Below are 25114 nucleotides of genomic sequence, written 5' to 3'. Positions count from 1 at the left end.
GCCGCTCGCTGCGGGTGATGAGGGAGATGCGGGAGACGCGGCGCATGAGTCTGGGCCATGGTGGCCTCCTTCGGACAACCACCATGATCCGCCCCGCCCCGGGCCCCGACAACTCGGCTCAGCCCCCGGCGCCACGCTCCTCCCGGATCTCGGATACCACCCTCGCAGCCGTCTGCCGCACCGCTTCCGTCTCGGTCAGAAAGTGCCAGTAGTCGGGGTGGCGGCCCTCCAGCCCGGCGACGGCGCGCTCCAGCCTGGCCACTCCGTCGTCCAGCGGCCGGGCATGGCGCGGGTCGGGCGTGTTGCGGCCCGCCATGGCCAGACGCTGCGCGTCCCGGATCGCGAACCGGGTCCGCTGGATCTCCTGCTGCGGATCCTTGGCCACGGCGTCGAGCCGGTGCAGCCGGTCACCGGCCGCGGACACCGCCTCGTCCGTCGCGTTCAGCAGGGCCCGTACGGTGGCGAGCCGCGAGGTCGCGTCCGCCCAGCGCTGCTCGTCCCGCGCCTTGGCCGCCTCCTTGAGCTTCTCCTCGGCCTGCCGCACATTGACCGCCGCCTGCTCCGGGACCGGCTGGAGGTCCTGCCAGCACGCGGCCGAGAAGCGCCGCCTCAGCTCGCTCAGCACCGGCTCCACCGAACCCGCACGGGTGGTCAGCGCCTGGGCACGGGTACGCAGCGACACCAGCCGGTGGTCGATCTCGGCGGCACGTCCGGGAAGCTGCGCCGCCTCCGCCCGTACAGCTTCCGCACCGCGCAGCACCTGATCGGCGCGGAGCAGCGTCTCCGGCACGCCGTGCCGGCCGGCGCCCTGGTTGAGCTTGGTCAGTTCGGGGGCGAGGGCCGCCAGGCGCGCGGCGAGATCGTCCGCCCGCAGCCCGGACGCGCGCGCTGCGTCGAGAGCATTGCTCGCACCGAGCAGCGCCTGCCGGGCCCGCTCCACGGCGGGCGCGAGCCGGGCGAGCTGTGTCTCCGCGTTCCCCAGGAGCGGACCGAGTCCCTGGGCGAACCGGTCGAGCTCGCCCTTGACCCGTACGAGCTCGTCCTTGGCGCTCGTCAGCTCCGTCCTGGCACGCGCCGCGATCGCCGGTTCGAGATCGTCCCGGTCCAGGTCGTGTGCGTCCACCGCCGTGATGTACGCATGGCTCGCCTCGTCGATCCGCCGCCCCAGAGCGGCGAAATCGTCCGTGACCTTGCGCGCGGCGGGCGAACTGTCCACCGCGGTGATCGTCTCGATCGAGATCTGCAGGTCGCGCTGAGCGGTGTCCAGCTCGTAGAACGCCTCCGCGGCCGCGTCCTTCGCCGCCTGCGCCTCGACACGCTGGCTCTCCCCACGGCCGCCGAACCAGCGTCGCGTACCCCCACCGGCGAAGGCGGCCGGCAGTGCGGCGGCGAGCAACGGCACCGGCAGCATCATCAATCCGAGGACGTCCCTGACGGCGGAATTGCCACCCGCTCTCGCCTGCGGCCGCGCGTGTGTCGCCGTCACATCCCTCTCCCGTGCCGTTTCGCCCTGCCCGGTTCATTCTTCCACCAGGTAAGGACGAACACACGGGCCGGTTAGTTCGCCGTTCGCACCGTGATGTGCCCGTTGTCGCTGCGCGCCTTCACCACATGAGGACTGCCGTCGCTGCGCGGCACCTTCACCGAGACGCGCCCGTTGCTCGCGGTGGCAGTAACCGCGTACGCCTGTGAACTGCGCGGCAGGTCGATGGTCACCCGGCCGTTGTCGCTGACGGTGTCGACCAGATCCGGCACAGCGCTGAACCCGAGCCGGATCCCCCCGTTGTCCGAGCGCGCGGAGACGGACCTGCTGGAGATCCGCTCCGTGACGAGGCCCCCGTTGTCGCTCTCCAGCTTCAACGGACCGCTGCAGTCACGGACGGTCACCTTTCCGTTGTCGGAGTGGAGCGTGAGCGGAGTGTCGAACCCGGACGCGAGGACCCGCCCGTTGTCCCCGTTCACCGCCACCGCGACGCCACGGGGCACCTTCACCTGGTGGCGCGACCCGCAGTTACTGATCAACGCGTCGCACGTCACCCGCAGCGTGAGCGTGCCGTCCCGCATCGACCACCGGGCATCGGGCCCGCTCCCGAGCACCACCCACCCGTCGACGCGCCGGGTCACCTCGACCTTGCGCACATCGGCCGGTACGAGCTCCACGGTCGTACCGCCGGACTCGATGGTCAGCGTCTTCCCGCTCAGCGCGAACGACCTGTGCTCGGCCGGCGCGTCCTCCACATCCGCGCTGCCGCAACCGGTGAGGGCCAGGGCGACGAGAACAGCCCCGCCGGACGCGACGAGCGCGCGGGGCCGGGTGCGAGCGCGGGTGTGGGTGCGGAGTGCCACGGTGATCGATCCCCCATCCGGTCCGGCGGGCTGTCCCGCCGGTGTGGATCCACCGTAGAGAGCGTGCCGGCCCGGGGGGAATCCGGGCGGCTACCGTAAGCGGGGTGGGGATATCCCCCGTCTCCCCGTCGGTCCGGACAACCGTTTGTGAGCATGGGCCCTGTGCCATGTACGCTGTTGCTTCATCCACGGGTGCGTAGCTCAGGGGTAGAGCGCTGCTCTTACAAAGCAGATGTCGGCGGTTCGAAACCGTCCGCGCCCACCAGCAGGAAGCACGACAAAGGCCCAGGTCACCGGTATCAAACCGGGAGCCTGGGCCTTGATCGTTCCTCCGTCATCCCGGCGGGGAAGTGGCGTCGTGCCACTCACGTGCCAGATGCCTCCTCCGGACCCTCCCCGGAGGGCTCGGCCGGGCGGCCCTTTTTGATCTGCTCATCAACCTGAGCGGCGATCGCATGGTCCCGCCCGTTGACCAGGTGCTGATAGATCAGCGCGGCCCGCACCGACGAGTGCCCCATGCGCTGCATCAGCTCGCGCGTCGTCGCGCCACCGGTCGCAGCGAGGGTGTTGCCCGTGTGCCGGAGGTCGTGAAAGTGCACGTCCCCGAGTCCGGCCTCCTCGACAGACCGCAGCCAGATGCGGCGGAAGTTGTTCCGGCGAAGCTGGCCGTCCGAGCCGGGGAGCAGTGACTGACAAAAACTCGGTACAGGACAGGCATCACGAGACCCGTATCCGCCTTGGACGGACACTCATGGCGATTCTGTTAATCGCCCACGTAGCACCCGCCCTCATAGGCATCTTGGGCCTTGTCCTAGGCCTGCTCTTCTTCGTCCTGGGCGGCACCGTCGACCATTGATCGGGCCGTAGGCGTTGACGCGACCAAGCACAGGTCAAAGGGCAAGTGAGCGACAGAGGCGCGCTCTTCGGGGCCTGCCCCTCCCTCACTCCGCACTGCGGTACAGCCGTGAAGTACAGCAACTGCGCCGACCGCATGACGGCAACGACAACGGACGCCACCGCACGCAGCCGCGCGTCAGCGGCTGTCAATCTGGGTCGTCATCGGGTCGGATCGCGGTCTGTCCCGAGCCATCAACTCGCCTGAGAAGTGGAAGGTCAAGGCCAGCCATCAGCGGTCAGCGCACGCATAGGAGCCGTCCGCCTCCCGCGCTATGGAGTTGTGGCCCCAGCACTTCAGCATTGGTGCAAGCGTGTAGGCCCGACAGACGGCCGCGACGAGCAGTAGACCGCACACCAGGCCGACGAATGCCCGCAAGGGCCGAGGCGCCCACAAGGTGGCTGCTAGCGCCCCGAGGGAGGCGGCGACGCTGAGGGTCAGCAGAAACAGCGCAAGACCGCTGAGATTGTCCCGCCACCCCGCGAAAGCGTCTGGAGAATCAACCTCCATCGTGCCCACGAAACTGAACAAGAGCAGCAGCCCACCGAGCGGCACCAACCCCACGATCAGGCCTACGGTCACACAGCCTCTCGCGAAACCTCCGCGCTCCGCGGGTGACGACGTGCCTGTCGTGCCCATACCCACCCTTCGACGAGGTCCCGCCGCAGTGACCATCCCGGGTCGCACCAAGAACGTCAACATCATCGGAAGCATGGAAGACGCGGCGATACTGATCACACTGCCCGTGAGTGGCCAGCGTGCCCTCCTAAGCCGCTTCCAGTTCATTGCCGACCACTGCGAGGCCTACCCGGTCAAGCGGCTGTGCCAGGTGCTCGACGTCGTCCGTTCCAGTTACTACAAGTGGCGCGACGCCCGTCAGGCCCGGACGGAGCGCGAGCGCGCCGACGCCCTCCTAGGCCCGTACTTCGCGGGTCGTCGATTCGGATGGTCTCGGCGTCGGGACGGTGTCCGAAGCCGGTGCGGTTGCGTTGGATCGGGTGTGTCGATACGTTCTGCCGTCTGAAGCGCTAGGCGCCACGGGAGTCGGCGAGTAGCCGGCAACCACGTGCAGAAGAACGCCCGGCCGGGCGTTCCGCGTCGGCATCGGAGGGCTCAGTCCTTCCCGGCAAGGCTCCACAGGTGGAGGGCCGTCTGGTCCTTGGAGCCGGTGTACCACGTGCCCTGGCCCGCGGAACATGGGCCTCCTGAGATGGGGAAGGGGTAGGTGACAGGGCCACCCATGGACATGGTGCGCGGGTCCACGAGCCAGTGACGTGGGACGTCAGGGTAGTCCTCGGTGGCGGCTACAGCGCCGTCCTCGTAGGGGAATGCGGCCTGGAAATGCCATCTGGCCTCGTCGTCGTCCGGCAGAGGAGATACGGCGTCCGTGGCGTCCAGTCTCCGCGATTCGGCACCGTCGGAAGTCCGGTGCAGATAGAGGCCCGACCCCGCGGGGTCGGTTGTGAGGAAGTGTTCCCCGGATGGGCTGGCAGCCAGGAAAATCTCCCCCACGATCTTTTCAAAGGTGAGTGTGGTGCCGTCCCAGCGTCCCCAGAGGGTTGGAGAGTTGTCGTCTCCCTCACCGATGGACAGCCCCATGTGGTCACCGTCTGGATGGGGAAAGTGCCATGAAGCGGAGCCCACGGTCGTGGTGTCCGCCCGCCCCAGGATCGAGCCGGAGGCGGCGTCCAGGACAAGCCATTCCTCCTTCGTGTCGTCCCCGTCACGATTGCGGACGTGAGCCCACACCAATGTGCCGTTCGAGGAGAAGGCCGCCGAGCCGCTGTCCGCGTGGGCGTGGTAGTAGTCGTCGGCGTACTCGGAGAACGAGGCATGGGCCACGGTGCATACGGCGGCGGACCAACAGCCGTGCCGGATCTCCCACAGCACGGTGCCGGTCGCATCCACGGCTCGCAGCGCGTGCACGCCGGCGAACACGGCGACGTCACCCGTGGGAGAGACCGTCACCGAGCCGTACCGGCGAGGCCACGGAGCGGGGAAGCGGACCTCCGTCGCCTCCCCGTCCAGATCGAAGGTGACCAGTTCGGTGTCACCGCGCTGCACGAGAAGCCTGCGCCCGGGCCAGTGCAGCACGTGGGGAGCGTCCGCGGACGCCGGGTCCAGCGGTGCGGCGACGGTGGCGACAAGACGAGCGGCGGTCACGAAGTCCTCCAACGCGAGACGGGAACCTGAAACCGTCCACCGTACGGGGGAACTTCAGCAGTGACTGTGACCGCTCACGAAGCGCGCGTCCCGCAATGCACTCGGAATTCGTCGTCACCGAGGCCATGGGAGTCGAGGCAGTTGAGAAGAAGCGGCCACAGGCCCGAGGTGCTGTGCTCAGCGTGCAGGCGAGCCCACAGCTTGACGGAGGCCGGGGTGTCGCTGAGCCACAGCGGCTGCACGTCGCCGTGACCTTCATCGGATGTGATCATTCGGCCCTGGGGGAGCGGATGCCAGGTCGAGGGTCTGACAGGGTGCGTGTTCAGTTCTTGCTGATGCGGCGGGCCTTGGCCACGAGTCCCCGGGGCAGCCCCGTCCCCGCGCACGCGTAGTCGATCAGCAGGTCCCGGTAGGAGGTGTTCGCGAGTTCCGGCGCCAAGGCGATCAGGGCCCGTAGGTCGTCGGGCGAGCCGGACAGGCGCGTGCGATAGGCGGCGCGTCCCGCGCGCAGTGAGACTTCGTGCGGTTCGTGTTGCAGGCCCTGTTCAACGAGGGCCACAGCGGTGGCGAAGTCCCCTTGCTCAGCGCGCACATCGGCGAGGTCCAGGTAAGGGGACCAGTTGGTGGGATCCAGCGTCAGGGCTTGCTCGAAAGCCGCCGCAGCCTGGTCCAGGTCGCCCATCGCGCGCCAGGTGTTCGCTCGTGCGACCTCGGTCCACATGACTCGATCGACGGCATCGGCGCGGTCGCACAGGGTGAAGGACAGTTCGTAGCGGCCGCAGGCCCGGGGCAGCCGGGCCATCGCGGCCAGCGACTCCGGCACGGGTTTCCGTTCGGACACCGCGTCGATGACGTGAAACCAGGGGGTGAACCGCTCACGCATCTCGTCGGTGTTCAGGTCGTGGCCGTAATCCAACGTCCGCAGACACGCCTCCGCCAATGCCTCGGCACTCACCGCGCCGAGAAAACGCGCGTTGCCGAACCAAGGGGCAGTGCCCCACGCCACGTCGGGTCGCGCCCCCGTGACCGAACCAAGAGCCATCACCGCGTCGTCCATGTTCTCTTCGAGGAACAGGAAGTACGCCTGCGCCAGCACAGCGCTCAAGGAGCCGTCCCCTTCGAGGCCCTCCTTCAGCTCTGAGCGTCGGTCCCGCCACAACTCGTCGAGGGCCGCATAGGGCTCCGGGGCAGTCGGCGCGGAGGCTATCGCGCCCACCAGGAACTCCACGGCGCCGACCGGACTTCCGCCGCAGTGCGCCATCACACCAGCGAGACTGACGCCCGCTTCTACTGACTGATTCGACATCGCCAGAGAATATCCATGGCCAAGGTTCTGTGGACCCTTCCGCCCGGGCGGCGGCACAGCAGTCGGTGGTCCGTGAGTGACGGCAGCCCTGACGGCAACGACGGCACACAGAGGCCGATGATCACCATCGTCGGCGATCACTCCGGGAGGAGGCTGACCACCCTCCCGACGAGCTGTCCGATCCTACGGTTCAGAAGGTTGCAGGTTCGAATCCTGCCGAGTGCGCGGAAGTGAGAGGCCCCGGGGATCCGGGGCCTCTGGTGTTTCTTGTGGATCACTTAAGGACGTCGAGGGTGTTGGTGGCGTCGTCGACGAAGTACACGGCGTCGCGGTCCAGGTCCACCGCCAGACCGAACAGCGCGCCCGCGCCGGGCGGGGAGCCGCTGTTGTCGAGTTGCCGGAAGGCCACTTGGCGGCCTGCGGGCGTGGTCTCGACGATGTTGCCGTCACCGCTGTTGACGGTCAGGATGTGGCCGTTGGGTGCGATGGCCAGGCCGAGGGGGCCGTTGAGCTTGCCGCCGCTGCTGACGACGCGGCCGGTGCCGGCGCTGGATCCCCGGGTCACCGCGCGCCGGATGACGGTGATCCGGTTCTTGACCGTGTCGGCGACGTAGAGCGAGCCGTCCTTGGCGAGGCCGACGCCTGTCGGGCCGATCACCAGGGCGGCGGGGTCGGTCTTCTGGGCGAAGCCCGAGCCGATCGTGGTGGTCTTCACCCGCCGCGGCGGCTGGTGGTCATGACGCTTGAGGGTGATGCGCAGGACGGTGCCCCGGTCCACTTCGTTGCCGCCGCCCGCCACAGTGCCGTTGAGCACGTTGGTGACGAACAGGTCGGTACGGTCGCCGTGGCTCGTGGCGGTCATGTCCCACGGTCCGTTGATGCCGCCTCCGGCGAGCGTCTTGCGGACCTTGCCGTGGCTGTCCAGTACGAGCAGGCAGCCCGCCTGGGCGGTGGCGGAGGTGCCGTCGGCGGTCGGGAGGCTGCCGACCACCACCCACCCGCCGGGCAGGATGCTCAGGGCGGTGGTGAGACCCACACCGCCGGGGCAGGGACCGGGCAGGTGGGCCGGGTCGATCTGCGCGAACAGACTGGCGGTGCCCCGCGGGCTGACCTGGACCAGGGTGGTGCCCGTGCCCTGCTGGTTCTGGCTGTTGTTGAAGTTGCTGACCAGCACGTTGCCTTTGTGGAGCTTCCCGGCGTCGCGCGCGACCACGGCCGTGCCATAGGGGTTCACGTCGCCGTTCGCGGGGACCGTGGAGGCAATCTCACGCACGGTGTGCAGACGGCCGAGGAACGTCCCGCAGGCCGAGGCGGCGCCTGCCGCAGCCGTTGCCGAGATGGCCACGGCGGCTGTCAACGCGGACAGCCTTCGCGCCAATGGTGACAGAAGGTTAGCTTTCATGAGCGTCACGTTAAAAGTGATGGTCGGATTTGGTGCGCACGGACACGCTCTGCCCTCGGGTATTTCGCCCCTCCGGTGGCCGAAGCGCGCAGGCGTGCAGGGTGCCGCGCCATCAGCCGTTGCTGTCGGAGAAGGAGTGCGTCGTGGCTGGGGCGGTCGACTGTCCGGTGCCCCGCGGTAGTCGAACCGGTCGCCAGGCGCGGGCCGTCACTCGCTTGCGAGCCGGCCACGGCGCGCCGGCTCCGTCCGTCCGGGCGGCTCACCGGGACTGCCCGCCAAGCATCCCCTTCTCGGCACAGCACCGCCGCCGCACCACACGGACTCGGCCGGCTGGAAAACCTCGGAGACCCGTGCGTGTAAAGCGAGACGGATCAGTCCAGCTGGGGCGTCTCGGTCTCCGACCCGGTCACCGCGGTCCGGAGCCATCCACGGCGGTGCGACGACGCCGACCGAGCTGGTCGTAGAGCCGGCACGTACGCACATGGGACGACTCGGGACCTCGGCAGGGTCGTCACGGGTTGCTGAGCCGACTCGCCGGACGCGATCGCTCGCACTGTGTGGTGGGTCGTCAGCCGGCCGCCTTGGCGATGATGCGCTCCATCTCCTCTCGGCCGAAGGCCCGCAGAGTCGTGGAACGGACGTTGCCCACCCCACCGAGCTGCAGGAGTGCTGCCGTGGCAGTTTCGTCGTCGGGCGCCTCGACGACGGTCACGAGGTCGTACGGACCGACGGTCCAGTAGATACTCAGGAGCTTCGCCCCGAGCTTCTGTACCGCTGAGCCGAAGGCCTCGGCGCGCTGCGCGGTGTCCTTGTAGTTTCGGACCCCTTGATCGGTCCAGCTCAGCAAGGTGACGTACGTCGGCATGTTCTTTCACCTTCACGAGGAGACACATCGTGAGGCCAAGCCTGGACATCTGGGCTGGAACCTGCACGAGATACGCACCCGAACGAGCGAACGACGCGGGTCGCCCCGTCGTGCTGACGAGCCGCGACCGTTTTGATGAGCAGGCGAGCGGCTGTTCCGGCCTCCCGGTCGTGACCGATCGCGGGAGAGGCTGATGCCAGGTCGACGCCGTCACCCGTACGGACGCGTCAGGTGGTCGCACGGGCGGGCGCCGCGCAGGGTCGGATTCGTGCAGTTGTTCCGCTCCGGCCAAGGAGACTCAGATGGCACAGTCAGCTCCCGCCCCCGGCGCCCGCCGCACCTCCGAGCCCCTGGGTGAGAATCCCTGGGCGGCCGGGGGAGTCATGTTCGCCGGTGTGCTGCTGATGGTGGACGGCGTCATGGGGATCATCAAGGGGATCGCCGGTATCGCGTCCGACGAGGTCTACACACGCATCAGCAATTACACCTTCAAGTTCGACGTGACGGCCTGGGGCTGGATCCACCTGGTGCTCGGCGTGGTTCTCGCGTTCGTCGGCTGGGGCATTCTCAAGGGTGCCGGCTGGGCCAAGGCGACGGGTGTCGTACTGGCCGCGCTCAACATGATCGTCAACTTCATGTGGCTGCCGTACCAGCCGATCTGGGCGATCATCTCCATCGCGATCGACGCGTTCGTGATCTGGGCTCTGTGCACCGACCGTTCGACGGCAGTCATCCAGTGGCGGCCGTGACGGCGGGCGCGGCGCGTGCGGCGGCGGCGTTGATCTGGATCCGGGACCGGCTGCTGCTGCGGTGCTCGCCGTGGGGGGTGTGCAGGTGATGGGTGCACCGAACGGGCAGGGGGAAGACCTCGTCGCTCTTGCCGCCGAGGCGTACGTGTACGGATATCCGCTGGTCGTCGCCCTGTCGACGGTCGAGAGATCGATGCAGGAGGGATTCGGCCCGTTGGCGCCGACCCCGTTCAATCACTTCGCGCACGCGGGGCCGTGGGCGGGCCCCGACGTGCATGCCGTCTCCGCCGACGACGACACCGTTCATTCGATCGCCCAGCTGGATCTGTCCGGAGGGCCGATCCGACTGCATGTCCCGGACACCGACGGGGCTTACTACGTGATGCAGTTCGTGGACACCTGGACCAACACCTTCGCGTACGTGGGGCGTCGAGCCACCGGCACGGGCGCGGGTGACTGGCTCATTGTGCCGCCGGGCTGGTCGGGCAGGGAGCCGGGCGGGCTGCGCGGGGTGATCGACGCACCGACCTCCGTCGTCTCTGTCGTCGGGCGCAACGCCTGCGACACTCCGGACGACATGAAGCGGGTGCGGGCGCTCCAGGAGCAGTACACGCTCACGTATCTCGAACCCGGAACGCACCGCACCGGGCTGCCGGCGCCCGACCCCGACGTACCGGCGGATCTGCGGTTCTTCGAGCAGCTCAGGGTGTGGATGGCCGACTTTCCGCCGGCCGCCGCCGACTGTGCGTACCAGGACCGGTTCCAGCCGCTGGGGCTGCTGGAGGAGGGGCCCTCGCCGTACGTCTGCGCCGGTCCGGCCCTCGTACGCGCACTCACCGAGGGGATGACTCAGGGCAGGGCGCGGGTGGAGGCGGCCGCCCGGCCGAGCACGGCGACGCTCGGGGGATGGGAGATGGATCCGCATCTCTTCGACTACAACCTCGACCACTTCGGGGTGGGGACGATCGACTCACCGGAGTGGAAGATCGCCGACCGGGAGGCGTCCTACCTGGTCAGAGCGGTCGCGGCGCGCGTGGCCCTGTGGGGGAGCCATGGGTACGAGGCGGTGTACGCCCATACTCGCCACGACGCCGACGGCAATCCGCTGAGCGGTGCGCACTCCTACGTGCTGCGCTTCGAGCAGCCGCCGCCGGTGGAAGCGTTCTGGTCCGTGACCATGTACGACGCGCCGGACCACCGTCTCGTCGCGAACCCGTCGGGCCGGTACTCGCTCGGGGACCGCACCCCCGGGCTGGTGTGGGGGGAGGACGGGGCGCTGACGGTCCTCATCAGCAAGGAGCCCCCCGCGGACCCTGTAGCAGCGGCGAACTGGCTGCCCGCGCCCGACGGGGAGTTCCGGCCCGTGCTCAGGTTCTGCATGCCGGGGCGCGCGATCCTCGACGGCAGCTATGAGCTCCCCGCAATCGAACTGAGCTGACCCGGGGGTCCCGGGCCGTTGTCAGTGGGGCGGTCCACACTGGAGCCATGTGCCGAAGTATCAAGACCCTTCGCCCGCCCGCCATCCCCGAGGAGGCCACCGAGGAGGACATCCGGGCGGCCGCCCTGCAGTTCGTGCGCAAGGTGTCCGGCTTCCGGGCTCCGGCCGCGCACAACCAGGAGGTGTTCGACCGGGCCGTGGACGAGATCGCCGCCGCGACCGCCAGACTGCTCGACGGTCTTGAGGTGCGGGGGGCGGCCGTCAGGGCGCCGTAGAAGCCGAAGCGGATACGGGAGCGGAAGCCGCCGCGGCCGCCGCTCCTGGGCGGCGCATGAGGTACGCGGCGAGGGCGCCTGCCACGAACAGGGCCAGGACCGAGACCGCCGTGCCCAGCCACGTGGTGCCCAGCCACTGGCCGCCGAAGTAGCCGAGACCCACGCTGTACCCCGCCCAGGCCATACCGGCCAGAGCCGACCAGGGCAGGAACTCCTTCGCCTTGCGGTGCGCGGCGCCCGCGCCCAGGGAGACGACCGAGCGGCCGGCCGGGGCGAAGCGGGCGATGACGACGAGGATGCCGCCGCCGCGGCTCAGAGCCGCACCGAGACGGTCCTGCGCGGTGGTGAGGCGGCGGGAGCGGGCAATCGCCCGGTCCAGGCGGTCACCGCCGCGCCAGGCCAGCCGGTACGCGACGAGGTCGCCGAGCACCGATGCGGTGGCCGCGCTCAGGGTCAGGGCGAGGAGCGACGGCACCTGGGGGACATCACCGGGGCCGCCCGCCGCGCCCGCGACCGTGGTCGAACCCGCGGCGGCGGCCGTCGCGGCGGTGATCACCAGGACCCCGCTGGGGAGGACGGGCAGGAAGACGTCCAGGAGCACCGAGAGGGCGACCACGGCATAGATCCATGGGCTGCCGGTCAGCGCACCCACACTCTCAAGCACCTTCTACTCCCCGATTCGTTTCAACGCCGCGACGTCGCAGGGGAGCGGCAGGAGCGGCAGGGCCAGCTGTACAGCGTACGCCTGCCGTTTACCTGTACATCATTAATGTGCGAAGGATGTTGTGTACCTCACGCGTCACATCTGCACCGTGGGTGAGGGAGTGATGCCCGGCCCCCGCCGTGGCAGGGGGCCGGACGGTTCGCGGAGTACGGGCTCGACCCCCAGGTGAGGGTGCTCGTCGATGAGCGCGGTCACTGAGCCGGGGTCGGCCCGGGGCGCGGTGCCGGTCTTTCGACCGGCCCGTTTCCCTGGACCGCTTCCCGAACCCGGCGGGCACCTCTCAATGCACCGGCCGGGCTCTCCCCCCCGAAACGGGCTGCGTGTTGGACATCCTCATCCCGCGATAGGCCAGGGAGCCGGAATAATCGAACCTTGATATCGGTAGCGGGTCGTTCCTACCTTCTCAGGGTTGAACAGCTTTCTGTCCTCACAAACCCCGGGCCGGAAGTAAGCACACCAGCCCGCAACGCCATATTCAGCCGACGCAGAAGGTCATTCAGCGGCTGGTTCACTTCGGCCTCTCGGCGCAGCGTCTTGACCTTCCGCTCCGCGAACTGCGTTAGTTAGGGGATCACTACGTACGGGCTGCTATAAGGGGTGCCGCCGCTGTGCATTACCACCTTGCAAGACCCCTGGTCACCGACCGAGAAGACGAAGCTCTTCGTCTGGCCTTTCGAGATGGTGAACGCGCCATTATCCCATTTCGAGAAATTATTAATGCAAATCAGTTGGAACCGTGCGGTCACCGTGGAACCCTCCCACTTTTCGTAGGACGCGCCATAACCGTCAGGGGAACCCGAGATGCCAGCAGCGCACACATTGCCATTTCCGATGTCCGTACACTTCTTCGGGCCGAAGCCAAGGGTGCTGATCGTTCCGGCGTGAGCCTCGGCTGCGGAGACGGCGGTCAGCGGCAGGGCAGCGCATACTGCCGCGAGCGCAAGAGTGGTTATTCGACGACGTGTGATCACTCGTTGATCCCTTCTCGGATGGGGTATCGCGTACACGCTTCCGTTTGTTCGCGAGCACTGATCCAGGATCGAGCGGTGCGGGGGGAATGTCGTTGATCGAGAGTGCCACGTGCTTGACAACGCGCGCCAACTACACGGGGCACGGTCACGGAGAGGACCCTGACGGCCGCCTGCCGTGGGCCCCACCCACCGCGCTGGTAAAACGTGAACGCTCCTCATCCGTAAGCCGCGGGCCGGGAGCGGGCGCAAGCGGGGGCGTCAGCCGGGTGCCGGCGGGTCGGGGCTGTTCATGGTCGCTGCCCTGGTTCCGATGCCACCGAGGATCATGTCCCGGCGGCCTGTACGGGCTGCGGGGAGACGTTGGGCCAGGGCGACAGCATCGGTTTCGAGCGGCGTCAGGTCCGTGACATCCCGCTGACCACGGTCAGGGTGACCGAGCACCGGACCCATCGCTGCCGGCGTGCCTGCGGGACGGCGCCTCGTAGTCCGCGACCTCGGCGCCCGGCGGTTCGCTCAGGTCCCGGCGTGCGGCGAGGCGGCGGCGGGTCGCCTTCGACGTCTCGTCGGCGTACACCTGGTCGCCGAGCAGGAGCAGTACGTCGGGGCGTACGGTGCGGGGGTCGGCGGCGAGCCGGGCGGCGAGGGCCTCCAGGGCGTCGGGGCCGACGGTGTCGCGCTCGCCGGAGGGGGGAGCCGCCCAGCGGCAGGACCCGAAGGAGATCCGCACGGGCCGTTCCCCGGTGTCATCGGCCGATGCCGGCGGCGTGGTGATCGTGCTCGCGGGGAAGCCGGAGTCCTCGAGCGGCCAGACCCGGCGGCCGTCGAGCAGCACCTCGTACGCGGTGGTCGAGTCCGGTGTCAGACCGGTCACCACCACCAGCGCGTAGTGGTGACCGGCGATCGCGAACGTCCGGGACGAGCCCGACGCACCGTCCGCGCACCGGACTGCGGCCGTGGCGGGCCGGTCGGCCTCCACCCAGACGGTGGCGGTGGAGCCCGTCTCCCAGTCGACGTACCGCAGCAGTGGTCCCAGGCGCAGCCCTGCCATGAGGTGCCCTCCTCGCGTCGTCCCGTACGGACGGAGCCCGTCACGTACGAACGGGCCCGTACGGTACGGGCGGCTCCGTACCGTACGGAACGACGGGGAAGGGGCGGGCGGTTCCGGGGTCAGCAGCCGCCCAGGACCGACTGGAGCGCGCTCTTCTCCGCGGAGTCGACGGACAGGTTGTAGTAGTACTTCACGTGCACCCAGGCGCGCACGTAGGTGCATCGGTACGCGGTACGCGACGGCAGCCACGTCGCCGGGTCCTGGTCGCCCTTGGACTGGTTGACGTTGTCCGTGACCGCGATGAGCTGAGGTCGCGTCAGATCGTTGGCGAAAGACTGGCGTTGGGTGGTGGTCCAGCTGCTGGCGCCGGAGCGCCAGGCCTCGGCGAGCGGGACCATGTGGTCGATGTCCAGGTCGGAGGCGGCGGTCCAGGTGGCCCCGTCGTACTCCGAGTACCAACTGCCGCTGACGGCGGCGCAGGCGGAGTCCTGGGTCACGTTCGTCCCGTCGCGCTTCAGGACGACCTCGCGGGTGTTGCAGGTGCCCGACTGGGTGATCCAGTGCGGGAACAAGTCCCGGCTGTAGCCGGTCGACGAGCCTTCCGCCGAGACTTTCAGCTGGCCCAGGTAGGTGCGGGCGGTGGAGGCACTGACCGGGGTGGGCATGGCCGCCTGGGCGGTGGGTGCGGTGAGCAGCCCCGTGGTTGCGGCAAGTGCGGCGGAGGCGACGACCACACCTATGCGACGCGCGTAGACACCTGACATGCGAACTCCCTTGATGTGGGGGGATCTTGGACGGGCGACCTGTGAAGCCCGGCCATCGTGACGGCGCCAGGTTTCCGGGAGGTGGGCGCCAGGTAACAGGGTGGCGACATGGGCACGTCACATCAAGAGCTGGGACGGACCGGGCTGAGCTGCGAGAGCGTACGGAAGGAAATGCGCGGGGTTCCGCGGGTGTTCGCGGCCCATGGGGGCGTTTGAGCCGTGCGCGAGGCATGTGTGGATACGGGGCCGACATGTCGACAGGTCGCGAATGCCGGGGCGGGCCGGACTTATCGTTGCCGCGTGCTGCTTCCGGTCAACCTCACCCTCGGCATCGTCCTCGCCGTGCTGCTCGCGGCGGCCGCCGCCGTCGCCGCCTGGGCCTCGCTCGGCCGGTCGCGCGAGATCGTCCTCGCAGGGCTGCGCGCCGCGGTCCAACTCGCCGCCGTCTCCTTGCTCATCGGCTGGGTGGTCCGCTCGCTGCCCCCGCTGCTCTGCTTCGTGGCGCTGATGTACGCCGTGGCGGTACGGACCGCCGGACGCCGGATCACCAGGAACCGCACCTGGTGGTGGGCGGCCGTGCCGATCGCCGCGGGGGTCGCGCCGGTGGTCGCCCTGCTGCTGCTCACCGGGCTTCTGCCGTTCCGGGGCATCGCGCTGATCCCGGTGACGGGCATTCTCATCGGGGGTGCGCTCACCGCGACCGTACTCGGCGGACGGCGGGCCCTGGACGAACTGACCACGCGGCGCGGGGAGGTGGAGGCGGGAATGGCGCTCGGGCTGCTCGACCGCGATGCGCGGCTGGAGATCGCCCGTCCCGCGGCGTCGGACGCACTGCTGCCGGGGTTGGACCAGACGCGGACGGTGGGGCTCGTCACGCTGCCCGGCGCGTTCGTCGGCATGCTGCTGGGCGGCGCCTCACCGGTTCAGGCGGGGGCCGTGCAGCTGTTCGTCCTGGTGGCGCTGATGGCCGTACAGGCGGTGGCCGTCGCCGCGGTGCTGGAACTGGTGGCGAGGGGGCGGCTGCACCGGGACTGAGAGCCTGTCGGGTGACCTTCGATCGGAGAGCGGACGCGGCATGGTGCGTGCGATTCCAAGGCGCCGGGATGGCCTTGGATGGGGCCTTCCCTGCTCGAACGAAGCTGAGAGCTTGGGGAAGGAGCTACCAGGGCATTTCGGCAACGCCGGAAGCGTGCGTGCCAGGGCGTGGCCGCCCGATCAGAGGTCACCCGACAGGCTCTGATCCTCGGGGAGGTTCTCCTGGACCAGGGCGTGTGCCGGAAGTCCCGCCGTCCGCCCGAAGGGCGGGCCCGGCGGAGTCCGGTGCGTGCGATCGCAAGGCGGAGGGTCGTCCTCGTACCGGACGTGCGCGGACGAGCCCGGCAACGCGGCGAGCGAGCGTGTGTGCCGGGCGTCGCGGGGCAGGCGGCACTTCCGATACGCGCCCTGGGGATCAGAGGGCGCTGATGTGCAGGCGGATCGAGCCGTCGGCCGACGCCTCCACCCGGATCCGCGTCAGATCCTGGACGTGCGCATCCGGCGCCAGTGCCGCGGCGCGCGGACCCACGCCCACGACGCGCATCCCGGCCGCCCGGCCTGCCGCGATACCCGCCTCCGAGTCCTCGAAGACGATGCAGTCGGCCGGGGCGAAGCCCAGTTCGGCCGCCCCCTTGAGGAAGCCCTCGGGGTCGGGCTTGCTGGCGCCGACGCATTCCGCCGTGACGCGGGTGCTCGGCATCCGCAGCCCGGCCGCCGTCATCCGGGTCCGGGCGAGTGCCTCGTCGGCCGAGGTCACCAGGGCGTGCGGGAGCGTGGTGATCGCGTCCATGAAGGCCGGGGCGCCGCCGATCGGGACCACGCCGTCGGTGTCGGCGGTCTCCTCGGCGAGCATGACCCGGTTGTCGGCGTAGTTCTGCTCCATCGGCCGGTCGGGAAGGAGTACCGCCATGGTGGCGTACCCCTGCCGCCCGTGGACCACCTTGAGTGCCGCCTCGGGGTCCAGCCCCTCCCGCAGTGCCCAGCGCCGCCAGCAGCGCTCCACCACCGCGTCGGAGTTCACGAGTGTGCCGTCCATGTCGAGCAGGAGGGCACGTGCGGTGAGGACGGTGGCCGGCATCGGCGGGCTCCAGGGCGCGGGGGGAGGAGGGCAGCGTGGGGTGAAGGGAACAAGTAGCCCCGCCCGCCGGTCAGGGAGTGCGGGCGAGGGCTACTTTGTTCCCTCACGATACAAAAACCGGCCCGGGAAAGCGAATCCCTTTCCGGATCCGGGAGGGGAGAGGGCCGGCCCCCGGGACCGGCCGCCCCTCAGGACTGGCCGCGGCCCGTCGTCTCCGCCTCCAGTGCGTTCCGGGTGCTCGGGCCGTAGACGCCCGGCGGGTCGCCCTCGATGGACTTGTACGACTGATAGACGCGTACGGCGCTCTCGACCCGGTCCGTGTAGTTGCCGTTGTCGGGTCCCTGGTAGAGCCGTACCTCCTGCAGTCGCCGTTGCAGCTCGGCCACCGCGGGGCCGCGGTCGCCGCGCTGCAGCGTGCGATCGTCCGGATTCGCGAGCGACGGGGCCGTCGAGGTTCCGGCGGACTGCGAGACCGACGCCGACGCCGACGGGGCGGGCGGGCGCGAAGAGGCGGCGGACGCGGACGGGGCGGGCGAGGCGCTCGCCGACGTGGAGGCGGATGCGGACGGCGATGCCGAAACCGACGGGGAGGAGGACGCGGAGGCCGACGGCGACGCGTCCGGTGAAAGGGGCGCGTCGGGGACGCTCGACACCCAGGTACTGGGGAGCGCCCGGTCGTGCTCGATGTCCTCGTTCCCGCCCCCGCCGAACAGACCGCCGGCGAACGCCGCGGTGCCCACCACGCCGACCACGGCCGCGCCGACCGCGAGCACCGCGAAGAGCCGTCGGCGGCGTGGCCGCACCGGGTCCACCAGACCCACCAGGTCCACGGCCACGGCGTCCGTACGGGGATCAACCGCCCCCGCGCTCTCCCGCGGCAGGGGTGGCGGGGGCGGTGTATCCGCCGCCGGCCGGTCGAGGAAGAGCGGCATCGTCATGGCGGCGTCCCCCGAGGGGGCGTCCACGGGTGTCTCGTCGCCGCCCAGCGTCACGTACGGCCGGATCCGCAGGGGATCGAAATCCTCCGCCGCTGCGGCCTCCGCCCGCTCGGCCGCGCGCCGTGCCGCGCGCTCCGCGCACCCGCAGCCGGGCCCGGCCCCGGATCCGGCGTCCGGTCTCCCGTCCCGTGCGGCCGTCGCTCTGTCGTCCGTGCCGCACTCCGGGCAGACATGTCCGGTCATTGTGGGTCCCCTCCCCTTGAACTGCCTGTGATTATGCAGTCAGCCACGGTGATGCCCCAACAGGCCATAACCATCCACAACGGCCAGGATGGGGATGTAGCGGAACCGAGGAGATGTTCATGGCCCACCAGCTGAACCCCCCGGCCCTGGCCCCTGGCGAAGGCCGTTCACAGCGGACGGTCCTCGTCGCCATCGGCGCCCTGCTCCTCGGCATGCTGCTTGCCGCACTCGACCAGACCATCGTCTCCACCGCCCTGCCGACCATCGTCAGCGAACTCGGCGGCCTGGAGCATCTGTCGTGGGTGGTCACCGCCTATCTGCTCGCGTCGACCGCCGCGACCCCGCTCTGGGGCAAGCTCGGTGACCAGTACGGCCGCAAGAAACTCTTCCAGTTCGCCATCGTCATCTTTCTCATCGGCTCCGCGCTCTGCGGCATCGCCCAGAACATGCCGCAGCTGATCGCGTTCCGAGCTGTCCAGGGCCTCGGCGGCGGCGGACTGATGGTGCTCTCGATGGCGATCGTCGGTGACATCGTCGCCCCGCGCGAACGTGGCAAGTACCAGGGGCTGTTCGGCGCGGTCTTCGGTATGACCAGCATCCTCGGACCGCTGCTCGGCGGCTTCTTCACCGAACACCTCACCTGGCGCTGGGTGTTCTACATCAACCTGCCGATCGGCGTCGTCGCCCTGTTCGTCATCGCCGCCGTGCTGCACATCCCGGTCCGTCAGGCCAAGCACACCATCGACTACCTGGGCACTTTCCTCATCGCCTCCGTCGCCACCTGCCTGGTTCTCGTCGCCTCGCTGGGCGGATCGACCTGGGCCTGGGGCTCGGCGCAGATCATCGGACTCGCCGTCCTCAGCGGGGTGCTGCTGATCGCCTTCGTGTACGTGGAACGGCGCGCCACCGAACCCGTACTGCCGCTGAAGCTCTTCCGGATCCGGACCTTCAGCCTCGTCGCCGTGATCAGCTTCGTCATCGGATTCGCGATGTTCGGTGCGATGACGTATCTGCCGACGTTCCTTCAGGTCGTGCACAACATCTCGCCGACCCTGTCCGGTGTGCACATGCTGCCGATGGTGCTCGGTCTTCTCCTCACCTCGACCGTGTCCGGTCAGATCGTCAGCCGTACGGGCCGGTGGAAGGTCTTCCCGATCCTCGGTACCGGCATCACCGCGATGGGCCTGCAGCTCCTGCACCGGCTCACGGAACACAGCAGCACCTGGCAGATGAGCGCCTACTTCTTCGTCTTCGGTGCCGGCCTCGGCCTGGTGATGCAGGTCCTCGTGCTGATCGTGCAGAACGCCGTCACGTACGAGGACCTCGGCGTCGCGACCTCCGGGGCCACGTTCTTCCGCTCCATCGGTGCCTCGTTCGGTGTCGCCGTCTTCGGCACGATCTTCACCAACCGGCTCACCGGCAAACTCGGCGCGGCCCTCTCCGGCGTCACGTTGCCACCGGGTGTCGACGCCGGGCGACTGGCCGCCGACCCGCGCGCCATCTCCCGACTGCCGCCCGCGCTGCGGGCCCCGGTGATCCACGCGTACTCGACCTCGATCACCGACGTCTTCGTGTACGCCGCGCCCGTCGTCCTGGTGGCCTTCGTCTTCGCCTGGTTCCTCAAGGAGGACAAGCTGCGCGGCTCGGTGACGGCTCCCGACAGCACCGAGACCCTGGCATCGAACCCGGTCGAGCGCTCCTCGTACGACGAATGCGCACGGGCCCTGTCGGTGCTCGCCACCCGCGAAGGACGCCGTGACATCTATGTGAAGCTCACCGAGCGTGCGGGGTACGACCTGCTGCCCGCGGCGAGCTGGATGCTGCTGCGCATCAAGCGGCACGGCACCGTCGAACCCGCGCTGCTCGCCGACGCCACCCCCGTGCCGCTGCGCGTGATCAACGAGGCGGTCCGGCAGCTGGAGGAGCGCGGTCTGACCCGGCGCGAAGGGGTACAGCTGGTGTTCACCGACCGCGGCTCGGAGGCCGTGGTGAAGCTCGCGGAGGCGCGTGAGGAGTTGCTGGCCGAGCTGCTGGGCGACTGGTGGGGGCCGGAGCGGCCGACCGACCTGGTCGCACTCGTCGCGGAGCTGACCGCCGAGACGGCCGGATCGAGCAGGGAACAGCCGCGCAGCCCGGAGCCGAGGCGGGACCACGCGATCTGATCCCGGGCCGGGATCCCCGGGCCGGACCCCCGGCCCGACAGCTCCCGGGTCACAGCTCCTTGGCGAACCAGTGCTCCGCGTACTGCCGCTGGTGGAACGCGGGTACCTCCCGGAAGCCGTGCTTGGCGTACAGCCCGCGCGCTTCCACCAGATCGTTACGCGTGTCCAGCCGGATCTGCCGTACACCGAAGGCACGCGCCGCGCGCTCGACGGCCGCCAGCAGCAGCCCGCCGCCGCCCGTGCCGCGGAACTCCGGGCGCACGAACACGCGGGTGACCTCCGCGGTGTCCGCGTCCACCACCAGCAGCCCGGCGCAGGACGCGGGCTTCCCGTCGAACCTGCCGACCACGAACGCGCCGGTCGGCGCGGTGAGCAGGTCGGCGCCGTCGCCGGTGAGCCCCTCGTCGATCTCCTCCGCGGTCGCGGGCCGCTGCCAATAGCGGCTGGCGACCTCGTCGTAGTAGTCACGGCGCAGCGCGCTCGCGTCGGGAGAGTCGAAGCGTTCGGAGGCCACGGTCCACGTCATGTGGGCCATTGTGGCCTGAACATGACCGGGAAGCCGAGCGGTTTTGAGGGAGGGCCACGGTGCAGGACGAGCAGGGCAGCGACGAGCGAGCGGTACGGGCGGGGCTGCTCGGCGTCCGAGCGAGCGCCGGCTGCGCGAGCGCCCGGGGCAGCCTTGTCTGCTCGCCCGCCGGGCTGTCCCCGTCGATCAGTCGATCACGGGGACAGACGGCGGAGCGAACGATCCGGTTCCGGCCACGGCGTCCGGGCCCGGCCGGCTCCCGGGCGTTGTCCTTGGACAAAAGCGGGATGACAGTCAGGCGAAGAGGGGTTGTTTGCGTCTATTTCATAGCGCAGTGCGAAGGTTTCACAGCACGTTCTGGGTCGAGGGACGGCGGATGAACAGTGGGAGGGTCGGCGCAGCGTGGCGAATGCGGAGCACAGTGTGCGCGGAAACGCGGCGACGGGGGCGAGGACCGGGGCCGCCCGGGCCGTGCTCTGGCTGGTCGTCGCAGTGCTGGCGGTACGGCAGATGGCGGTGGTGCTGCGGCAGCCACCCGGTGAACGGCTCACCGATCTGGAGACCTGGATCGGTGAGAACGGCGTCCTGCATGTGACGGGGTCGCTGTACGACAGCGACCGGTTCACCGGCACCCCCTTCGCCGGTCTGGTGCTGAAGCCACTTACTCGTACGGCCGAACAGAGCCTCGGGGTCGCCTGGATCTTCGGTTCGCTGCTGCTCGTCGCCGTCCTCGGCATCGTCGCGGCCCGCGCCCTGCCGGGCCCCGTCTCCCGTCGCACCTCGCTGCTGGCCGCCCCCGTCGCGATCAGCCTGCTCATGCTGTCCCTGCCGGTCCGAAACGCCCTCAACCTCGGCCAGACCAGCATTCTGCCGGTCCTGCTGGTGCTGCTGGGCTGCTTCGTGGCCCGGGGGGAACGGGCATCCGGCGTACTGATCGGGATCGCCGCCGCGCTCCAGCCGACCGTGCTGCTCTTCGCCGCCCTGCTCTGGCTCACCGGACGCCGCCGGGCCGCCGTGACGGGCGGCGGCGCGTTCGCCGCGTGCACCGCCCTGGCCTGGGCCGCGATGCCGCACGACTCGGTCACGTACTGGGTGCACCATGTCGCGGGCGCGGGGCTCGGAGACGGCGCGGACAGCCTCGCCAACCAGTCCCTGCACGGCGCGCTGCTCCGCTTCGGCCTTGCGGGCCCGCTCGAAATCGTGCTGTTCCTGCTGCTGGCCGCCGCTGTCTGCCACGTCGGGCTGCGCCGCGCCGTGCGCTACGCGCAGGACGGCCAGCAGCTTCTCGCCGTCGCCGTGACCGGCTGTGTCGCCGTCGCCGTCTCGCCGACCGCCTGGCAGCACCAGCTGCTGTGGGTGCTCCTCGCCGTCGTCGGCCGGGCCGGTACACGTGCCTCCGAACGGCTGGTGTGGCCGGCCGTCGTGGTGCTCGTGCTCACCCTGCCCGGGAAGGTACTGCTGCCGAACATCCCGGTCGCCCACCCGATACGGGACAACGCGCTGCTCCTGGCCGCGCTCGGCGCGGCCTGCGCCACACCGTTCCTGCCGCGCACCTCGCCGCACTGGCAGCACCCGATCCCCACCGACTACGCCGCCCCGGTCCCGGTCCGCTGGAGCCGCGTACCGCTGCTGCCGTTCTGGCGGCGGGTGCGCAGCCGCCCCGATCTCCTGCTCGAACTTCTGCTGATCCGGGTCGTCTACTCCGCGTACGCGCAGGTCAGGCTCGTGGCCACGGCCGGTCGCGCCACCGCCGAGGAGCACGGACGGCAGATCCACTCGCTCGAACGGTGGCTGCACATCGACATCGAGCACTGGGCCAACCACGCCGTCGTCGGCATCGGCTGGCTGCAGGGCTTCTTCGACTACTACTACTCGACGTTCCACTTCATCGTGCCGCTGACGATCCTCGGTGTGCTGTACGTACGCCGCCCCGCGGACTACCGCTGGGCCCGTACCACCCTCGGCTTCGCCACCCTGGTCGCACTGCTCGGCTTCTGGCTCTACCCGCTGGCCCCGCCGCGGCTGATGCCGGAGCTCGGCTTCATCGACACGGTCCACGGCGTCCAGGACTTCGCGAAGCCCGACTACGGGACGCTGACCTCGATGACCAACCAGTACGCGGCGATGCCCTCGCTGCACTTCGGCTGGTCGCTCTGGTGCGGCATCATGATCGTGATGCTGGCCCCGAAGGCGTGGATGAAGGCACTCGGGCTGCTGCACCCGCTGTTCACCGTCTCCGTGATCGTCGCCACGGCCAACCACTGGGTGCTCGACGCGGTGGGCGGGGCGCTGGTCATCGGGGCCGGATTCCTGCTCACATACGTCCTGGTGGGGCCGCGGCGGCTGCAACCCGTGGCGGGGCCGTCGGACGGGGCGGACGGCGCGGCGTCCGCGGACCACGTGCCGGAGGCGACCGGCGAGGCGGTGGGCAACAAGCGCTGACCGGGCCGCGCCCGGCCCTGCTCCGTGTACCTCGGCTCCCTGGACACCGCTCTGGTCACAGGGCAGCCGCCGGCCGTGATCGACTGGTTCGCGCGGGACAACGCCTGGAACCTGGAGCGCACGAGCTACCCGGTGCGGCCCGAGGGCGACCCGGTGCAACTGGCCGACACCGTACGCACAGCCCTTCCGGCACCCGTCGTACCCGGCCCGATCACCGGCGTCGGCGGCAGGTGCGTCGCTCCCGAAGGCGGCTCGTCCGCCGACGGAACCGCCCTGCAGCTCTCCGCGTGCGACGGCAGCCCCGGCCAGACCTGGACCGTGCCGGGCGACGGCACGGTGGTCGCGTACGGCAAGTGCATGGACGTCCGCAACGGGTCGACGGCCGACGGCACCGCCGTCCAGCTCTACCAGTGCAACGGCACGCCGGCCCAGTCCTGGACCGCGCTGCCCGACGGCACCCTGCGCAACGTCAAGTCGGCGCTGTGCCTGCACGCCGAGGGCGGCGCCACGGACGGCGCGCATCTGCTCATCCGGACCTGTGGAACAGCCGCCGAACAGCAGTGGAAGCTCCCCGGGTAGCCGGAGCCCGTACCGCCCCTGAGGGCCGAAGGGGTGCCGGGACGAACCGCATCGTCCCGGCGCCCCTTCGGCGTGGATCGCCGCGTTATCCAGAATCCGCCTGTCCGGGGTGGCCCGCCACTCGAACGGCTCAGGGGCCGGGCGGTACCAGCGCCCAGGCGGCCAGCGACAGCGTGGCCATGGACACGACCGTGGACGCCACTACGGAGTTGCGGGCGAGGCTGGTGTCCAGGCCGTACTGGCGGGCGTAGATGAAGGCGTTCTGGGCCGTCGGGAGCGCGGAGCAGAGGACCACGGCCAGCAACTGGTGGTCCGGCAGATGCAGCAGCGGGCCGCCGACCAGGAAGGCGATCAGGGGCTGGACCAGTGTCTTCAGCGCGACCGCCAGGCCTGTTTCCGTACGTCCTGCGGGCACCGTCGTCCCGGTCGATGCCGAATCGGGGCGGCCGTGCAGGGACAGGCCGAGGGTGATCAGGGCGGTGGGTACGGCGGCAGCGCCGAGCAGATCACAGGAGTGTTCGAGGACGTGCGGCAGCCGCACGCCGAGCGCGGAGACGACGACGCCGAGCATCGAGGCCATGATGATCGGATTGCGTACGGGCATGGTCACCATCCGCCGGAGCGCGACGACCTTTCCGGAGCCCGCCCCCGTACCCGTGTCCAGGAGTGTCAGGATCACGGGGGAGACCAGCAGCACCTGGAAGAGGATGATCTGGGCGACGAACGACGCGTCGCCGAGCACCTGGACCGCCACCGGGATGCCGAGATTGGCGGAGTTGACGTAGCCGGACGCCATGCTGCTGATCGCCTGGTCGGCCGTCTTGCGGCCGAAGAAGCGCCGGGCGAGCACGAAGCCGAGGGCGGACACGAGCGCCGTGCCCGTCCCGAACGCCACCATCGAGGAGTTGGCGAAGGCGTCCAGTCGCGCACCGGAGACCATCGTGAACAGCGCGGCGGGCATGGCCACATGGAAGACGAACCGGCCGAGTACGGCTTCCGCCTGCTCGCCGAGCAGGCCGCTGCGGCCGACCGCGTAGCCGATCGCGGTGAGTATCCAGATCGGAGCGAAGGCGGAGAGCAGGGCATGCATGGACGCCATGATCCTCGGACAGCTGTCCACTGCCTGTACCGGGGCGCGGAGTGCAGGAGGGGACGGGGCGCGGAC

Annotated in this window: 21 protein-coding genes, 1 tRNA gene and 1 pseudogene; 8 read left to right on the top strand and 15 right to left on the bottom strand. The window is 69.8% G+C overall.

Going from position 1 to position 25114, the window contains the following annotated elements; all coding sequences use genetic code 11:
• Positions 1 to 118: 118 nt before the first annotated feature.
• Together AB0I23_RS12390 and AB0I23_RS12385 are read right to left on the bottom strand one after the other, a co-directional pair.
• The gene (locus tag AB0I23_RS12390) at positions 119 to 1486 is read right to left on the bottom strand and encodes a hypothetical protein (RefSeq protein WP_359109177.1); all 1368 of its coding nucleotides are present in this window, start codon (positions 1484 to 1486) and stop codon (positions 119 to 121) included.
• Positions 1487 to 1557: 71 nt separating this feature from the next.
• The gene (locus AB0I23_RS12385; protein WP_359109176.1) at positions 1558 to 2346 is read right to left on the bottom strand and encodes a DUF4097 family beta strand repeat-containing protein; all 789 of its coding nucleotides are present in this window, start codon (positions 2344 to 2346) and stop codon (positions 1558 to 1560) included.
• 190 nt (positions 2347 to 2536) lie between these two features.
• Here AB0I23_RS12385 and AB0I23_RS12380 point away from each other — a divergent pair.
• Positions 2537 to 2611, top strand: a tRNA-Val gene (locus tag AB0I23_RS12380).
• 100 nt (positions 2612 to 2711) lie between these two features.
• Here the strand turns inward: AB0I23_RS12380 and AB0I23_RS12375 are convergent.
• The 5 genes from AB0I23_RS12375 to AB0I23_RS12355 all read right to left on the bottom strand — a co-directional run bounded on the left by AB0I23_RS12375 (position 2712) and on the right by AB0I23_RS12355 (position 8977).
• Positions 2712 to 3095, bottom strand: coding sequence for a tyrosine-type recombinase/integrase (locus tag AB0I23_RS12375; RefSeq protein ID WP_359109175.1), 384 nt, complete (start codon positions 3093 to 3095; stop codon positions 2712 to 2714).
• 1259 nt (positions 3096 to 4354) lie between these two features.
• Complete coding sequence (locus tag AB0I23_RS12370) at positions 4355 to 5404, bottom strand: hypothetical protein (RefSeq protein ID WP_359109174.1); 1050 nt, start codon at positions 5402 to 5404, stop codon at positions 4355 to 4357.
• A gap of 322 nt (positions 5405 to 5726) precedes the next feature.
• Positions 5727 to 6665, bottom strand: a complete 939-nt coding sequence (locus tag AB0I23_RS12365; protein ID WP_359109295.1) for a tetratricopeptide repeat protein — start codon at positions 6663 to 6665, stop codon at positions 5727 to 5729.
• Positions 6666 to 6984: 319 nt separating this feature from the next.
• Positions 6985 to 8067, bottom strand: a complete 1083-nt coding sequence (locus AB0I23_RS12360) for a hypothetical protein (protein ID WP_359109173.1) — start codon at positions 8065 to 8067, stop codon at positions 6985 to 6987.
• 613 nt (positions 8068 to 8680) lie between these two features.
• Positions 8681 to 8977, bottom strand: a complete 297-nt coding sequence (locus tag AB0I23_RS12355; RefSeq protein WP_359109172.1) for a GYD domain-containing protein — start codon at positions 8975 to 8977, stop codon at positions 8681 to 8683.
• Positions 8978 to 9279: 302 nt separating this feature from the next.
• On the opposite strand from AB0I23_RS12355, the gene AB0I23_RS12350 reads away from it, so the two are divergent.
• From AB0I23_RS12350 to AB0I23_RS12340, 3 genes are all read left to right on the top strand, one after another.
• A complete protein-coding gene (locus tag AB0I23_RS12350) occupies positions 9280 to 9726 on the top strand; it encodes a DUF7144 family membrane protein (RefSeq protein ID WP_359109171.1) in 447 nt (148 codons plus the stop codon).
• An 88-nt stretch (positions 9727 to 9814) separates the two neighbouring features.
• Positions 9815 to 11164 (top strand): DUF1254 domain-containing protein, encoded by a 1350-nt coding sequence (locus tag AB0I23_RS12345; protein WP_359109170.1) that lies wholly within the window; start codon positions 9815 to 9817, stop codon positions 11162 to 11164.
• Between the two features lie 47 nt (positions 11165 to 11211).
• Positions 11212 to 11439: a DUF2277 domain-containing protein gene (locus tag AB0I23_RS12340; protein ID WP_359109169.1), complete on the top strand. Its 228-nt coding sequence runs from the start codon at positions 11212 to 11214 to the stop codon at positions 11437 to 11439.
• Here AB0I23_RS12340 and AB0I23_RS12335 read toward each other — a convergent pair.
• From AB0I23_RS12335 to AB0I23_RS12320, 4 genes and pseudogenes are all read right to left on the bottom strand, one after another.
• Positions 11426 to 12103 (bottom strand): DedA family protein, encoded by a 678-nt coding sequence (locus AB0I23_RS12335; RefSeq protein ID WP_359109168.1) that lies wholly within the window; start codon positions 12101 to 12103, stop codon positions 11426 to 11428. The genes AB0I23_RS12340 and AB0I23_RS12335 overlap by 14 nt on opposite strands.
• A gap of 623 nt (positions 12104 to 12726) precedes the next feature.
• Entirely contained in the window at positions 12727 to 13134 is a 408-nt protein-coding gene (locus AB0I23_RS12330) for a hypothetical protein (protein ID WP_359109167.1), read from the bottom strand.
• A gap of 478 nt (positions 13135 to 13612) precedes the next feature.
• Positions 13613 to 14182: pseudogene (locus tag AB0I23_RS12325) on the bottom strand (DUF7800 domain-containing protein); the annotation flags it as partial.
• A gap of 119 nt (positions 14183 to 14301) precedes the next feature.
• On the bottom strand, positions 14302 to 14946 hold the full coding sequence (locus tag AB0I23_RS12320) for an HNH endonuclease family protein (RefSeq protein ID WP_359109166.1): 645 nt from the start codon (positions 14944 to 14946) through the stop codon (positions 14302 to 14304).
• Between the two features lie 300 nt (positions 14947 to 15246).
• On the opposite strand from AB0I23_RS12320, the gene AB0I23_RS12315 reads away from it, so the two are divergent.
• Positions 15247 to 15981 carry an ABC transporter permease gene (locus AB0I23_RS12315; RefSeq protein WP_359109165.1) on the top strand — a complete coding sequence of 245 codons (735 nt, stop codon included), beginning with the start codon at positions 15247 to 15249 and terminating at the stop codon, positions 15979 to 15981.
• Between the two features lie 415 nt (positions 15982 to 16396).
• Here AB0I23_RS12315 and AB0I23_RS12310 read toward each other — a convergent pair whose 3' ends face one another.
• On the bottom strand, positions 16397 to 17059 hold the full coding sequence (locus AB0I23_RS12310) for an HAD-IA family hydrolase (RefSeq protein WP_359109164.1): 663 nt from the start codon (positions 17057 to 17059) through the stop codon (positions 16397 to 16399).
• A 188-nt stretch (positions 17060 to 17247) separates the two neighbouring features.
• On the bottom strand, positions 17248 to 18240 hold the full coding sequence (locus tag AB0I23_RS12305; protein ID WP_359109163.1) for a peptidoglycan-binding domain-containing protein: 993 nt from the start codon (positions 18238 to 18240) through the stop codon (positions 17248 to 17250).
• Between the two features lie 119 nt (positions 18241 to 18359).
• On the opposite strand from AB0I23_RS12305, the gene AB0I23_RS12300 reads away from it, so the two are divergent.
• On the top strand, positions 18360 to 20402 hold the full coding sequence (locus AB0I23_RS12300) for an MDR family MFS transporter (RefSeq protein WP_359109162.1): 2043 nt from the start codon (positions 18360 to 18362) through the stop codon (positions 20400 to 20402).
• A gap of 49 nt (positions 20403 to 20451) precedes the next feature.
• Here AB0I23_RS12300 and AB0I23_RS12295 read toward each other — a convergent pair whose 3' ends face one another.
• Positions 20452 to 20928 (bottom strand): GNAT family N-acetyltransferase, encoded by a 477-nt coding sequence (locus AB0I23_RS12295; RefSeq protein ID WP_359109161.1) that lies wholly within the window; start codon positions 20926 to 20928, stop codon positions 20452 to 20454.
• 471 nt (positions 20929 to 21399) lie between these two features.
• Here AB0I23_RS12295 and AB0I23_RS12290 point away from each other — a divergent pair, with 471 nt between their 5' ends.
• Both AB0I23_RS12290 and AB0I23_RS12285 read left to right on the top strand, forming a co-directional pair.
• A complete protein-coding gene (locus tag AB0I23_RS12290; RefSeq protein WP_359109294.1) occupies positions 21400 to 23370 on the top strand; it encodes a bifunctional glycosyltransferase 87/phosphatase PAP2 family protein in 1971 nt (656 codons plus the stop codon).
• 24 nt (positions 23371 to 23394) lie between these two features.
• Positions 23395 to 23949 (top strand): ricin-type beta-trefoil lectin domain protein, encoded by a 555-nt coding sequence (locus AB0I23_RS12285; protein WP_359109160.1) that lies wholly within the window; start codon positions 23395 to 23397, stop codon positions 23947 to 23949.
• Between the two features lie 130 nt (positions 23950 to 24079).
• On the opposite strand, the gene AB0I23_RS12280 is transcribed toward AB0I23_RS12285, so the two are convergent.
• Positions 24080 to 25048, bottom strand: coding sequence for an AEC family transporter (locus AB0I23_RS12280; RefSeq protein ID WP_359109159.1), 969 nt, complete (start codon positions 25046 to 25048; stop codon positions 24080 to 24082).
• Between the last annotated feature and the right edge of the window lie 66 nt (positions 25049 to 25114).

Source organism: Streptomyces atratus (assembly GCF_040655115.1).
GTDB lineage: Bacteria > Actinomycetota > Actinomycetes > Streptomycetales > Streptomycetaceae > Streptomyces > Streptomyces atratus_D.
The sequence above is the reverse complement of the archived record's forward strand: the minus strand, read 5'-3'. Positions and strand labels throughout refer to the sequence as shown.